Annotated in this window: 10 protein-coding genes and 5 tRNA genes; 10 read left to right on the top strand and 5 right to left on the bottom strand. The window is 71.5% G+C overall.

What is annotated here, in order from left to right; all coding sequences use genetic code 11:
• The first annotated feature begins 153 nt into the window (after positions 1 to 153).
• Positions 154 to 1,266: a branched-chain amino acid aminotransferase gene (locus ACZ51D_RS03705; RefSeq protein WP_465661084.1), complete on the top strand. Its 1,113-nt coding sequence runs from the start codon at positions 154 to 156 to the stop codon at positions 1,264 to 1,266.
• Positions 1,267 to 1,675: 409 nt separating this feature from the next.
• On the top strand, positions 1,676 to 3,295 hold the full coding sequence (gene cimA, locus ACZ51D_RS03700) for a citramalate synthase (RefSeq protein WP_465617765.1): 1,620 nt from the start codon (positions 1,676 to 1,678) through the stop codon (positions 3,293 to 3,295).
• Between the two features lie 76 nt (positions 3,296 to 3,371).
• On the opposite strand, the gene ACZ51D_RS03695 is transcribed toward cimA, so the two are convergent.
• The 4 genes from ACZ51D_RS03695 to ACZ51D_RS03680 form a co-directional block, all read right to left on the bottom strand.
• Positions 3,372 to 3,950 (bottom strand): GTP-binding protein, encoded by a 579-nt coding sequence (locus ACZ51D_RS03695; RefSeq protein WP_465661082.1) that lies wholly within the window; start codon positions 3,948 to 3,950, stop codon positions 3,372 to 3,374.
• Positions 3,931 to 4,356 (bottom strand): DUF742 domain-containing protein, encoded by a 426-nt coding sequence (locus ACZ51D_RS03690; RefSeq protein ID WP_360510186.1) that lies wholly within the window; start codon positions 4,354 to 4,356, stop codon positions 3,931 to 3,933. Before ACZ51D_RS03690 ends, ACZ51D_RS03695 begins: the two co-directional genes overlap by 20 nt.
• A 164-nt stretch (positions 4,357 to 4,520) precedes the next feature.
• Positions 4,521 to 4,934: a roadblock/LC7 domain-containing protein gene (locus tag ACZ51D_RS03685; RefSeq protein ID WP_030248297.1), complete on the bottom strand. Its 414-nt coding sequence runs from the start codon at positions 4,932 to 4,934 to the stop codon at positions 4,521 to 4,523.
• A gap of 10 nt (positions 4,935 to 4,944) precedes the next feature.
• Positions 4,945 to 8,712 (bottom strand): nitrate- and nitrite sensing domain-containing protein, encoded by a 3,768-nt coding sequence (locus ACZ51D_RS03680; RefSeq protein ID WP_465661080.1) that lies wholly within the window; start codon positions 8,710 to 8,712, stop codon positions 4,945 to 4,947.
• 640 nt (positions 8,713 to 9,352) lie between these two features.
• Here ACZ51D_RS03680 and ACZ51D_RS03675 point away from each other — a divergent pair.
• From ACZ51D_RS03675 to ACZ51D_RS03640, 8 genes are all read left to right on the top strand, one after another.
• A complete protein-coding gene (locus ACZ51D_RS03675; RefSeq protein ID WP_360509523.1) occupies positions 9,353 to 9,571 on the top strand; it encodes a hypothetical protein in 219 nt (72 codons plus the stop codon).
• 220 nt (positions 9,572 to 9,791) lie between these two features.
• Positions 9,792 to 10,592, top strand: coding sequence for a fumarylacetoacetate hydrolase family protein (locus ACZ51D_RS03670; protein WP_465626528.1), 801 nt, complete (start codon positions 9,792 to 9,794; stop codon positions 10,590 to 10,592).
• Positions 10,585 to 12,084: a glutamate--tRNA ligase gene (gene gltX / locus ACZ51D_RS03665; RefSeq protein ID WP_465626526.1), complete on the top strand. Its 1,500-nt coding sequence runs from the start codon at positions 10,585 to 10,587 to the stop codon at positions 12,082 to 12,084. The genes ACZ51D_RS03670 and gltX overlap by 8 nt, the downstream gene beginning before the upstream one ends.
• Before the next feature lie 238 nt (positions 12,085 to 12,322).
• Positions 12,323 to 12,394 (top strand) — tRNA-Gln (locus ACZ51D_RS03660).
• Positions 12,395 to 12,431: 37 nt separating this feature from the next.
• A tRNA-Glu gene (locus tag ACZ51D_RS03655) sits at positions 12,432 to 12,504 on the top strand.
• Between the two features lie 27 nt (positions 12,505 to 12,531).
• Positions 12,532 to 12,604, top strand: a tRNA-Glu gene (locus tag ACZ51D_RS03650).
• A gap of 26 nt (positions 12,605 to 12,630) precedes the next feature.
• Positions 12,631 to 12,703, top strand: a tRNA-Glu gene (locus ACZ51D_RS03645).
• 49 nt (positions 12,704 to 12,752) lie between these two features.
• Positions 12,753 to 12,827: transfer RNA gene (locus ACZ51D_RS03640), tRNA-Gln, on the top strand.
• A 155-nt stretch (positions 12,828 to 12,982) separates the two neighbouring features.
• On the opposite strand, the gene ACZ51D_RS03635 is transcribed toward ACZ51D_RS03640, so the two are convergent.
• On the bottom strand, positions 12,983 to 13,696 hold the full coding sequence (locus ACZ51D_RS03635) for an IclR family transcriptional regulator (RefSeq protein WP_030246527.1): 714 nt from the start codon (positions 13,694 to 13,696) through the stop codon (positions 12,983 to 12,985).
• Between the last annotated feature and the right edge of the window lie 46 nt (positions 13,697 to 13,742).

The raw sequence follows: 13,742 nt of genomic DNA, 5'->3' as shown, positions 1-13,742 counted from the left end.
CTCTCAAAGGAGCGGGCAGCTGTTCGGCACGGCCCTCTGGATGCGAGTATCGACAGTGGGCCGTGTCGCTGTGCGTCCGTTCCGGCGTTCGATCGCTGAAACGTCCCTGCGGCGGTGGCGGCCCGGACCAACCCCACGGTGAAGGAAACAGCCATGAGCACGCCCACCCAGGCGCCCATCACGTTCGACCTCAAGCCCTCCGCCCACCCGCTGCCCGCAGCGGAGCGCGAGGCCCGGCTGGCCAACCCCGGCTTCGGCCGGGTCTTCACCGACCACATGGTCACCATCCGCTGGACCGAGGGCCTGGGCTGGCACGACGCCCAGCTGGCGCCGTACGCGCCGCTGGAGATCGACCCGGCGAACATGACCCTGCACTACGGCCAGGCGATCTTCGAGGGCCTGAAGGCCTACCGCCAGGCCGACGGCTCCATCGCCACCTTCCGTCCGGAGGCCAACGCCGCCCGCTTCCAGGCCTCGGCCCGCCGTCTGGCGATGCCCGAGCTGCCGGTCGAGACCTTCGTCGAGGCCGTGGAGCTGCTGGTCCAGCAGGAGCAGGAGTGGGTCCCGAACGAGCCGGAGCAGAGCCTCTACCTGCGTCCGTTCATGTTCGCCACCGAGGTCGGCCTGGGTGTCCGCCCGGCCAACTCCTACCTCTTCATGATCATCGCCTCGCCGGCCGGCGCCTACTTCCAGGGCGGCATCAAGCCGGTCTCGGTCTGGCTCTCCAAGGAGTACGTCCGGGCCGCGCCCGGTGGCACCGGCGCCGCCAAGTGCGCGGGCAACTACGCCGCTTCGCTGGTCGCCCAGGCGCAGGCCGCCGAGAAGGGCTGCGACCAGGTGGTCTGGCTCGACGCCGCCGAGCACCGGTGGGTCGAGGAGATGGGCGGCATGAACCTGTACTTCGTCTTCGGCGAGGGCAAGGACGCGAAGATCGTCACCCCGGAGCTGTCCGGCGCCCTGCTGCCCGGCATCACCCGTGACTCGCTGCTCCGGCTCGCCGGCGACCTCGGCTACGCCGTCGAGGAGCGGAAGATCTCCACCGACGAGTGGCAGCAGAGCAACGCCGACGGCACCCTCACCGAGGTCTTCGCCTGCGGCACCGCCGCCGTCATCACCCCGGTCGGCTCGGTGAAGTCCGCCGCCGCCGACTGGACCGTCGGCACCGGCGAGCCCGGCCCCGTCACCATGGAGCTGCGCAAGGCGCTGCTGTCGATCCAGGGCGGCCAGACCCCCGACACCCACGGCTGGCTGCACAAGATCGTCTGATTCCGGAACGCGCACACCGGCTCCGGCCTGCCACGTTCCGCATCGCGAGACGGGTGGGCCGGATCCCGGGCGCTGTGCCAGACTGCCGATGTGTCCTCGCTTTCGCTGATTATCGGCAGCAGGCGCGCCGGTCCGCAGTGACCGCTTCCGCAGGACCCGATGCGGAGCGACCACGAGCGTCCAGACCCGCGCGCAGACCTCTCGCACCCGCGAGGGGTCTTTTGCTTTGCGGCGCGGCCCGCCCCACACCCTGGGCGCCGCCCCACCGAGCGAAGCCACCCGGACCGGCCGAGAGCCCCCACGAAGGGCTCGGGGAGACCGGGCCGCGCGCGAGATCCTGGACAGTGGAGCCGGGACCAGAAATCCGGCCAGAGCAGTACGAGCCTCCCCGAACGGAGAACCAGGGGTCATGACCGAGGTCAGCCGTACCGACGACAGTTTCCACGTGTTCGACACCACGCTGCGCGACGGCGCCCAGCGCGAGGGCATCAACCTGACGGTGGCGGACAAGCTGGCCATCGCCCGGCACCTGGACGAGTTCGGGGTCGGCTTCATCGAGGGGGGCTGGCCCGGGGCCAACCCGCGCGACACCGAGTTCTTCGCCCGCGCCGCCGCCGAGCTGGAGCTGGAGCACGCGCAGTTGGTCGCCTTCGGCGCCACCCGCCGGGCCGGCGGCCGGGCCGCGGACGACCCGCAGCTGGCCGCGCTGGTCGGCTCCGGCGCCCCCGTGGTCACCCTGGTCGCCAAGTCCCACGACCGGCACGTGGAGCTGGCGCTGCGCACCACCCTGGACGAGAACCTGGAGATGGTCCGGGACAGCGTCGAGTTCCTGCGCTCCCAGGGCCGCCGGGTGTTCATCGACTGCGAGCACTTCTTCGACGGCTACCGGGCGAACCGCGGGTACGCCCTCGCCGTGGTCCGGGCCGCGCACGAGGCCGGGGCGGACGTGGTGGTGCTGTGCGACACCAACGGCGGGATGCTGCCGGCCGACGTCCGGGAGATCGTCACCGACGTCCGCGCGTACTGCGACACCTACCGGCCCGGCGCCCGGCTCGGCATCCACGCCCAGGACGACACCGGCTGCGCGGTCGCCAACACCCTGGCCGCGGTGGACGCCGGCGCGACCCACGTCCAGTGCACCGCCAACGGCTACGGCGAGCGGGTCGGCAACGCCAACCTGTTCCCGGTGGTCGGCGCGCTGGAGATCAAGCACGACCGCCGGGTGCTGCCCGAGGGCCGGCTGGCCGAGATGACGCGCATCTCGCACGCGATCGCCGAGCTGGTCAACCTGGCCCCCTCCACCCACCAGCCGTACGTCGGCTACTCGGCCTTCGCCCACAAGGCGGGCCTGCACGCCTCCGCGATCAAGATCGACCCGGACCTGTACCAGCACATCGACCCCGAGCGGGTCGGCAACTCCATGCGGATGCTGGTCTCCGACATGGCCGGCCGGGCCTCCGTCGAGCTCAAGGGCAAGGAGCTCGGCTACGACCTGTCCACCGACCGGGACCTGGCCGGCCGGGTGGTGGCCAAGGTGAAGGAGCAGGAGAACCTCGGCTACACCTACGAGTCCGCCGACGCCTCCTTCGAGCTGCTGCTGCGCGACGAGGTGCGCGGCAGCCGGGACCGCTTCTACACCCTCGAGTCCTGGCGGACCATCAGCGAGCAGGGCCCGAACGGGGTCTCCGGCAACGAGGCGACCGTCAAGCTCTGGGCCAAGGGCGAGCGCCGGATCGCCGTCGGCGAGGGCAACGGCCCGGTGAACGCGCTGGACCAGGCGCTGCGCACCGCGCTGGAGGGGATCTACCCGCCGCTGGCCACCTTCGAGCTGGTGGACTACAAGGTCCGCATCCTGGAGGGCCAGCACGGCACCGGGTCCAAGACCCGGGTGCTGATCGAGTCCACCGACGGCACGTCCACCTGGTCCACCGTCGGCGTCGCCGACAACGTGGTCGCCGCCTCCTGGCTGGCGCTGGAGGACGCGTACACCTACGGCCTGATCCGCGCCGGGCTGGAGCCCACCGAGTAGTCGGCCTGCGACCCGCCGGTGGCCCGCCGGACTTCGTACGGAGTCCGGCGGGCCACCCGGGCCCGGTCCCGCTCGCTCAGCGGAGGCGGGCGAGCAGGGCGTGTTCGACGAGGGTGATGAGGGCGCTCTTGGCGCTGTCGCGGCGGCGGGCGTCGAGCGTGATGACGGGGGTGTCGGGGCCCAGCTGGAGGGCTTCGCGGACCTCGTCGGCGGTGTGGGGCTGGTGTCCGTCGAAGCCGTTGAGGGCGACGACGAACGGCAGTCCGCTGTTCTCGAAGTAGTCGAGGGCGGGGAAGCAGTCGGCGAGGCGGCGGGTGTCGACGAGGACGACGGCGCCGATGGCGCCGCGGACGAGGTCGTCCCACATGAACCAGAAGCGGTCCTGTCCGGGGGTGCCGAACAGGTAGAGGATGAGGTCCTCGTCGAGGGTGATGCGGCCGAAGTCCATGGCGACGGTGGTGGTCGTCTTGCCGGAGACGTGGCTGAGGTCGTCGATGCCGGCGGAGGCCGAGGTCATGACGGCTTCGGTGCGCAGGGGGTTGATCTCGGAGACGGCGCCGACGAGCGTGGTCTTGCCGACACCGAAGCCGCCCGCGACGACGATCTTCGCCGACGTCGTGGCACGGGCGGGTCCGTTAGAGCTTGCGAAGTCCACTGAGGACCCTTTCGAGCAGCGTGACATCGGGCGTTCCGCCCGACTCGCCCGCGGCGGCGGGCTGGTGGATGGCGACGAGACCGGCCTCCGCGAGGTCGGCGACGAGAATGCGGGCGACACCGAGCGGGACACCGGCCAGTGCGGAGATCTCCGCGATGGACTTGACCTCACGGCAGAGGTTGACGATCCGGGCGTGCTCGGGCAGCAGCCCGCCGGTCCGCTCGGCGGAACCGGTGGTGGAGATCAGGGCCTCGATGGCGAGCTGGTAGCGGGGACGGGTCCGGCCGCCGGTCATCGCGTACGGACGGACCAGCGGCTGCTGCTCGTAGCCGTCGGACTGCTGCCCGCCGTAGCCGCTGCCGTACCCGCTGCCGTACGAGCCGGCGGGTGTCGAGGGCGGGGTCATGGGTCCTCCTTGTGCTGCAGCCTTGAGCAGCCGGTTCCAGCTGGGGCGGTGCCAGCTGAGGCGGGATCAGCTGCCTGAGGGTAGCTGAGAGTGAGACGCCGGGTCCGGTCGGGTCGGACCCGGCGGGGAGGTGGGACGGGTGGGTGGATCCGCACGGGTTCCGGTCAGTGCAGGAGACTGCCCTGGAGTTCCGCGCGAAGTGCGGGGGTGAGGACGGCGCCGGCGCGGTCGACGAGCAGGGCCATCTCGTAGCCGACGAGGCCGATGTCGGAGTCGGGGGCGGCGAGGACGGCGAGGGCGGAGCCGTCGCTGACGGCCATGAGGAACAGGAAGCCCCGTTCCATCTCGACCACGGTCTGGTTGACCTCGCCGCCCTCGAAGATCCGGCTGGCGCCGGAGGTGAGGGAGGTGAGGCCGGAGGCGACGGCGGCGAGCTGGTCGGCCCGGTCCCGGGGGAAGCCCTCGGACATGCACAGGAGGAGGCCGTCCGCGGAGACCACCACGGTGTGGGACACCCCGGGGGTGTTGTCCACGAAGTTGGTGATCAGCCAGTTCAGGTTCTGTGCGGCCTGGCTCATCTGGTTCAACTCAACGCTCCTGGTGATCTGCGCCGTTGCCGTCGCTCCGGCCACCGAAACTATCGAATCCGGGCTGCTGGGCACCATGAGGGAAGCCCGGCTGGTTGGCGGCCTGTTCGGCCCCGGCCCGGCGGCCCTGCTGGATGCCGCGGCGCAGGTTGGTCAGGCGCCCGCGGACCTCCTCGGGGGCCCGGGAGACCTGCGGACCGGTCAGCGGCGACGACTCGGCGGTACCGGAGACCAGGTTGGCCTGCGGGGTCCGCCGGGGCAGGCCCGACATGGTGACGCCGTTGGTCGAGGGCTCGCGGACCTGCTCGGCGCGGCGCCAGCGCTCGTCGTTCGCGGACGGGCGCCAGGGCGCGTCGCCTTCGCCCGGCTGCTGGGCCTGCTGCTGCTGCGGAGCCTGCGGCTGCTGGGCATGCTGCTGGGGAGCCGGCTGGGGCTGCTGCTGCGGGGCCTGCTGCCGGGGAGGCTGCTGGGCGTGGCCCTGCTCCTGGAACTCCGGCGCAGCGGTGCCGGGCCGACGCGGCTGGTAGGACCGCGGCCGCGCCTGCTGGGCGTCGCCCTGCGGGTACCAGGGCTGCTGGTCGGCGGCCTGCTGGTCGCCGGGCTGCCGGCCGGTGGCCGCGGACGGGCCGGTCGGCAGCGCCATCGGCTCCTGGTACGGCAGCGGCTGCGGCTGCTGCGGGCCCTGCTCCTGGCGCACCGGCTCCGGACGCGCCGGGTTCGGCACGTTCGGCAGCACCGGCTCGACCAGGCCGAGGCCCAGCGGGTCGCGCGGGTCGATCTGGCTGGCCTCGAACCGCGGGCGGGCGAACTGCTGGGTGCTCTCCACCGGCGCCGGCTCGGCCGACGGCAGCGGCTGGGGCTGCTGCTGGGCCTGCTGCGGCAGCTGCGGCTGGCGGTCGCGCTGCGGCGCGTCCGGGCCGGGGCGCTGCGGACGGCGCGGACCCTGGGCACCGGGCCGCCCGGGGGCACCCGGCGCACCGGGGCCCTGACGGCCGGGGGCGCGCTGCGGCAGGCCGTCCTGCGGACGGTTGCCCGGACGGGCACCCTGCTGCGGAGCACCGGGACCGCCGGGGCGGCCGTGCTGGGGCTGCTCGCCGGTCCGGGGACCCGGACCGCCGTCGAAGTCACCGCCGGGGCGCGGCCGTTCCTGACCGGGCTGCGGCTGGCCGGGCTGCTGGCCCGGCTGCTGCTGCCCGCGGCGGGGCAGGCCGTTCGGCCCGGCCTGCGGCGGACCCTGGCGGCCCGGGGCGCGCTGCGGCAGGCCGCCCTGCGGCGACTGCTGCTGCTGCGACTGCTGCTGGGGCTGCTGCGGCTGCTGGGCCCGCTGCGGCTGCTGGGCCCGCTGCGGCTGCGCGGGCTGCCGGCCCGGGCTCTGCTGGCCCTGGTGCTGGCCCTTGCCTTGGCCCTGCGGAACCGCGGTCTCGCGCAGCGCCTTGCCGACCTGGCGGGTCGGCAGACCACCGGCGCGGCCGCCGGGCGCACCCGGACCGGCCTGGGCACCGGGACCGGCCTGCGGGCCCGTCGGGCCGCCCTGGCCGAGCTGCGGGCGGCCGCCCTGCGGGGCGCCGCCGGCCGGGCTCTGGCCGAGCGCGGCCGGACCGTTCTGGCGGGCGGGCGGCATCTGGCGCTGCTGGCGCGGCGTGGGGGCGACCCCGCGCTGCTGCTTGCCCTGGGCGGGGCCGGGGCGGCCGGCGCCGCGGCGGTCGCCGGAGTTGGTGACGTCCACCGGGAGCATGACCAGCGCGGTGGTGCCGCCGGAGTCGCTGGGGCGGAGCTGGATGCGGATGCCGTGGCGCAGCGACAGGCGGCCGACCACGAAGAGGCCCATGCGGCGGGAGACCGAGACGTCCACCGTCGGCGGGTTGGCGAGGCGCTCGTTGATCTCGGAGAGGTCGTCGGGGCTCAGGCCGATGCCGGTGTCGTGGATCTCGACCAGCACGCGGCCGTCCGGCAGCGCGTGGCCGGTGACCCGGACGCGGGTCTGCGGGCTGGAGAACGACGTGGCGTTCTCCAGCAGCTCGGCGAGCAGGTGGACGAGGTCGTTGACGACGCGGCCGGCGACCTCGGCCGACGGCACGGCGGCGAGCTCGATGCGCTCGTACTGCTCCACCTCGGAGGCGGCGGCGCGGAGCACGTCGACCAGCGGGACGGGGCGGGTCCAGCGGCGGCCCGGGTCCTCACCGGCGAGGACGAGGAGGTTTTCGCCGTTGCGGCGCATGCGGGTCGCGAGGTGGTCCAGCTTGAAGAGGTTGGCCAGCTGGTCCGGGTCCGCCTCGCGGCTCTCCAGCTCGGAGATGAGCGACAGCTGGCGCTGGATGAGGCCCTGGCTGCGGCGCGAGAGGTTGGTGAACATCGCGTTGATGTTGCCGCGCAGGAGGGCCTGCTCGGCGGCGAGGCGGACGGCCTCGCTGTGCACCATGTCGAAGGCGTGCGCCACGTGGCCGATCTCGTCGGCGGAGTCGACGGCGACGGGTTCGACCGTGGTGTCGACGTCGTGCGGGTCGCTCTCGGAGAGGATCTTGACCAGCTCGGGCAGCCGGCGCTCGGCGACGTCCTCGGCCGCGTTCTGCAGACGGGTCAGCGAGCGCACCATCGAGCGGGCGATCAGACCGGCGCCACCGAGGGCGACGAGCAGCACCAGGGCGACCGCGACACCGATGATCAGGGCGTCCGTGTCGGCCTGGGACTGCAGGTCCTGGGCCTTGCCGTCGAGGTTCTCGATCAGCTTGCTTTCGATCCGGCGCTCGGCGGTGATCTTGGCGCTGGCCTTCTCGTACCAGTCCTTGTAGGTGACCGGCTCGGTCTGGTGGATCCCGCCCTGGGTGAGGATCGTCTGCGAGTAGCGGTCGGCGTCGGCGACCACGCCGTTGTAGCTCAGCTGGCTGCGCAGGTTGTCCAGGTCGTGCGCGGTGTAGATGTTGTTGAAGCTGGCGATCGCGTTGTCGTACGACAGGCGCAGGCGGATACCGAAGGACTCGTCACTCGGGCTGAGGTCGGGGCCCTTGACGTTGGCGAGCGCGGCGCTGATCAGGGCCCGCTGCTGCGAGGTCGCGTTCTTGGCGAGCGAGAACTGCTGCAGCGCGCGGGTGGAGACGACCAGGTCCTTGTTGTTCGACGCGAGCGCGATGTCCTGGGTGATGGACAGCAGGTCGCGGATGATCACGTCGTAGGCGGTGATCGTCGACTGGATGTTCTGGTTGTTCTGGTACGGCAGGCTGCGGGTGTCCGCAATCGAGTTCAGGTCCTTGCGGATCTGCAGCAGCAGCGCCTTTCCGCCGGACAGTTCGAGGTTCTCGAACTTGTCGGAGGACGCGGTGAAGGTGCGGCTCAGGTCGTCGGTGGCCTTGCGGGCGGCGACGATGTCGTCGTCCAGCTGGGCGTTCGGCTCGTGCGTGATCGGGCCGGCGCTGATGTCGCGCTCGGTCTGCAGCGAGTCCGCGAGGTTGGTCGCCTTCTTGGCCAGGTCGGACAGGTTGGCCATCTGGGCGAGTTGCTGCGAGTTCTCCATCGAGGTCTGGATGCGCAGGCCACCGAGGACCAGCGAGACCAGGACGGGGAGGGCGAGCAGGGCGATCAGCCGGGTGCGGATGCGCCAGTTGCGCATCGCGAGCCGGTTCAGACCGGTGGCCCGGCGCCGGGTCAGGGAGGTCCGGAGTTTGTCCCGGGCGGACTTCCGTTCCTGGCCGTCCTCCTCGGGGCGGCCGACGGTCTCGGGCGTGATCGGCTCGGCCGGGCCGCCGGGCGCCGCCGCCTGCTGGGGGGCTGCCACAGGCTCGCGCGACTCCGGGTTTCCCGCGGCGCCGCTACCCCTTTTGAAACGTCCCTGCACTGGCGTCGCAACCTCTGGACCGGGCGTCCCGCCGTGTTGCCACGGCCTGGACGGTGTCGAGTTTCCATCCGCTCCCCGGCCGGTCCGGGCGAGCGGGTCACCGGGGTGGACCACTCCCTACCCACGGTCCGTCGCATTCCAGCACAGCCGGGGAATCCCAACAAGGGCCGCAGGAAGCAGGCGTCCGACACTACCGAGTGCTTGTGCGATCTCACTGACTGTGCGGTAACCGGACCGGAATACCGCCTTTTTCGGACACTCGCCGGATACATGCCAACCCGACCCTAGATCGACAAGAGTCACAGACCTTCCGGAATGCCCGTTACGGGCTGAATGTCGGAAAATTCCGGTGCGACGATATGTCGGATATCTGAGTTTTGCTCGGCATTTTGTGAGCAAAATCACAGGTCAATGTGTAGCTTTGGTCACGGTCTCTATGGAAAGAGATCTCGTAATCTTGGCTGTCTCCGGAGCACGGCACCGATCAGCCTGCCCAGAACCCCTCCGAATCAATCGGAATCACTCAGGCCGGTGCCGATCCGCCGCGGATCCGCCCGGCCACGACCACGAGGTGCTCTCGATGTCCCAGGCGAAGAAGGCCACCAAGTCCACGCTGTCCTGCGGCTCCACGGCGAACCCGCGCCGCACGACGCTGGCCTCGGTCGAGGACTTCAGCAAGATCCCGGGCGCCCGCAAGCCCGAGGACGTCGTGACCTACGCCACCGAGCTGCCGAACAGCACCGCGAACCCGCGCCGCGTCCAGCTGATGGTCGCCCCGGCCGTCGTCGTGGCCGACTGACCCCGTACGCGCTCCCCGGAGGGCGCCGCCGTCACACCCGTGGCGGCGGCGCCCTCCGGCGTTCCCGCCCCAACCGCACCGAACAGGGGCTAAGCGGTCGGCCGGGGCCCCACGCGATAGCCTGGAGGCCGATTGACGGGGCCGCGCCCACTGCGGGCGGGGCGCCCACCAGCGCCCGGGCGCGCCCCGGGCGGCCGACGAAGCGAGGGGTATCCCAGCCGTGCGCATTGCCAGGTTTTCCGTCCGGGAAGGGAGCCCTGCCGCCGGCAGCGTCTCCTTCGGCGTGGTGGAGGGCGACCCTTCCCAGCCCGACTCGCTGGTCGTCCACGCGCTGGCCGGCCACCCGTTCGGCCAGCCCCAGCCCACCGGTGAGAGCTACCGCTTCCAGGACGTGCGGCTGCTCAGCCCGATGCTCCCGAACAAGATCGTGGCGGTCGGCCGCAACTACGCGGCGCACGCGCAGGAGCTGGGCAACGAGGTCCCGGACGTCCCGCTGACCTTCTTCAAGCCGTCCACCGCGGTGATCGGCCCGACCGAGAGCATCGCGTACCCGCCATTCTCCTCGGACGTCCAGCACGAGGCCGAACTCGCTGTGGTGATCGGCCGGATGTGCCGCGAGGTGCCGCTGGACCGGGTGCCCGAGGTGATCCTCGGTTACACCTGCGCCAACGACGTCACCGCCCGGGACGTCCAGCAGCGCGAGGGCCAGTGGGCCCGGGCCAAGGGCTTCGACACCTCCTGCCCGCTGGGTCCGTGGATCGAGACCGACCTCGACCCGAGCGACCTCGCCGTCACCTGCACGGTCAACGGCGAGCTCCGCCAGACCGGCCGCACCTCCCTGATGGTCCGCTCGGTCGCCGAGCTGATCGTCCACATCTCCGAGGCCATGACGCTGCTGCCCGGCGATGTCATCCTCACCGGCACGCCCGCAGGGGTGGGCCCCCTCAACGTCGGCGACGAGGTCGCCGTCTCCATCGAAGGCATCGGCACTCTCGCCAACAAGGTGATCAAGCGTGGCTAACACTGACCCGGCCGTCCGGGTTCGCTTCTGTCCGTCCCCGACCGGCAACCCCCACGTGGGCCTGGTCCGCACCGCCCTCTTCAACTGGGCCTTCGCCCGCCACAACGGCGGCACGCTGGTCTTCCGGATCGAGGACACCGACTCCGCCCGCGACTCCGAGGAGTCGTACGGTCAGCTGCTCGACGCCATGCGCTGGCTCGGCTTCGACTGGGACGAGGGCCCGGAGGTCGGCGGTCCGCACGAGCCGTACCGCCAGTCGCAGCGGATGGACATCTACGCCGACGTCGCCCGCCGCCTGCACGAGGCCGGCCACGCCTACCACTGCTACTGCAGCACCGAGGAGCTGGACGCCCGCCGCGAGGCCGCCCGCGCGGCCGGCAAGCCCTCCGGCTACGACGGCCACTGCCGGGACCTGACCGACGACCAGGTCGCGGTCTACAAGCTGGAGAAGCGCGAGCCGATCCTGCGCTTCCGGATGCCCGACAAGACCATCTCCTTCGACGACCTGGTGCGCGGCACGCTCACCTTCGAGCCGGAGAACGTGCCGGACTACGGCATTGTCCGGGCCAACGGCGCCCCGCTGTACACCCTGGTCAACCCGGTGGACGACGCCCTGATGGGCATCACCCACGTGCTCCGCGGCGAGGACCTGCTGTCCTCCACCCCGCGGCAGGTCGCGCTGTACGCCGCGCTCGCCGAGATCGGCGTCGGCGACGGCACCACCCCGCGCTTCGGCCACCTGCCGTACGTGATGGGCGAGGGCAACAAGAAGCTCTCCAAGCGCGACCCGCAGGCCTCGCTCAACCTGTACCGCGAGCGCGGCTTCATCCCCGAGGGCCTGCTCAACTACCTGTCGCTGCTGGGCTGGTCGCTGGCCGAGGACCGCGACCTCTTCGACATCGACGAGATGGTCGCCGCCTTCGACATCGCGAAGGTGAACGCCAACCCGGCCCGCTTCGACCTGAAGAAGTGCGAGGCGATCAACGCCGAGCACGTCCGCAAGCTGGCCCCGGAGGACTTCGCGCGGCGCCTGGTGCCGTTCCTCCAGGCCGCCGAGCTGCTGCCGGCCGAGCCGACCGCCGAGCAGTTGGACGTGCTCGCCAAGGTCGCGCCGCTCACCCAGGAGCGGATGGTCGTGCTGAGCGAGATCGTGAACATGGCCGGCTTCCTGTTCGTGGCGCCGGAGAAGTTCGCCGTCGACCCGGACGACGCCGCCAAGGTGCTCACCGCGGACGCCCGCCCGGTGCTGGCGGCCAGCATCAAGGCGCTGGAGGAGCTCGCGGACTTCACCCCGGAGCCGATCCAGGCCGCGCTGCGCGAGGCGCTGGTGGACGGGCTGGGCATCAAGCCCAAGTTCGCCTTCACGCCGCTGCGGGTGGCCGTCACCGGCCGCCGGGTCTCGCCGCCGCTGTTCGAGTCCATGGAGCTGCTGGGCCGGCCCGAGACGCTGCGCCGTCTGCGCTCCGCCCTGGACGCCCTGCCGGCTGCCTGACCGGGCCGCCGAGCACACCGCGGGCCCGGCTCCGTGCCGGGCCCGCGGCGTACCCGGAGGTCACCGGACGGCCGCTCGGCGGCTGCCTGGGGTTATCGATTTTGGAGCCAGGGCAGACGTCGGGTAATGTTCTTTCTGCGCCGCCCGGGAGGGAACGGACGAGGGAGCGAAAGCCCCCCGCCGGGACCGAACGAGAGGCGCAACGCCTGAGAAGATCCCGACGAGGGTTCAACTCTGGTGGGGTATGGTGTAATTGGCAGCACGAGTGATTCTGGTTCATTTAGTCTAGGTTCGAGTCCTGGTACCCCAGCGCAGTACGCAAGTACAGCAGTACAAATGAAGATCAAGCCCCCGTTGTGTAGCGGCCTAGCACGCTGCCCTCTCACGGCAGTAGCGCCGGTTCGAATCCGGTCGGGGGTACGGATCCCGCAAGGGATCACCTGGAAAGCCCCCGTTGTGTAGCGGCCTAGCACGCTGCCCTCTCACGGCAGTAGCGCCGGTTCGAATCCGGTCGGGGGTACGGATCCCGCAAGGGATCGCCAGGAAGCCCCCGTTGTGTAGCGGCCTAGCACGCTGCCCTCTCACGGCAGTAGCGCCGGTTCGAATCCGGTCGGGGGTACTTCAGGGCAGGAAGCCGGTGGGTTCGCCCATCGGCCCTTGCTTTGTGTTGGGGTATGGTGTAATTGGCAGCACGAGTGATTCTGGTTCATTTAGTCTAGGTTCGAGTCCTGGTACCCCAGCCAGAAAAGGAAGACCCCGGTTCCCGGGGTCTTTTTTGCTTTTCCCGCACACTTTTCCCGCACAGTGGACAGCGAAGGGCCCCGCTCGGTTTCGAGCGGGGCCCTTTCGGATTCTCGGTGGGGGAGGGGGTGGGGGATTTCCCGCGGGCGGCCGGGGGTCAGCTGCGGCGGAGGGCCTCGGTGAGCCGGTTCGCGGCCTCGATGATGGCCTGGGCGTGCAGGCGCCCCGGGTGGCGGGTCAGGCGCTCGATCGGGCCGGACACCGACACGGCGGCGACCACGCGGTTGGAGGGACCGCGGACGGGCGCGGAGACGGACGCGACGCCCGGCTCGCGTTCGCCGATCGACTGGGCCCAGCCGCGCCGCCGGACGCCGCTCAGCGCGGTGGCGGTGAAGCGGGCGCCCTGCAGGCCGCGGTGGAGCCGCTCGGGCTCCTCCCAGGCGAGCAGGACCTGGGCGGCCGAGCCGGCCTTCATCGGCAGGGTGCTGCCGACCGGGACGGTGTCCCGCAGACCGGAGAGCCGCTCGGCGGCGGCGACGCAGATCCGCATCTCGCCCTGGCGGCGGTAGAGCTGTGCGCTCTCGCCGGTGACGTCGCGCAGGTGGGTCAGGACCGGGCCCGCGGTGGCGAGCAGTCGGTCCTCGCCCGCCGCGGCGGAGAGTTCGGACAGGCGGGGACCGAGGATGAAGCGTCCCTGCATGTCTCTGGTGACCAGACGGTGGTGTTCGAGTGCGACGGCGAGTCTGTGGGCCGTGGGGCGCGCCAGACCGGTGGCGGCGACCAGCCCCGCCAACGTGGCGGGGCCCGACTCCAGTGCGCTCAGCACCAGAGCGGCCTTGTCGAGAACGCCGACGCCGCTAGTGTTGTCCATGCCCTAAGACTGCAGTCTCATTCCGCGAGACGCAAGTTCAATCTTC

The organism is Kitasatospora sp. NPDC033851, from assembly GCF_055576085.1.
This window is presented reverse-complemented; position numbering and strand designations above follow the sequence as displayed.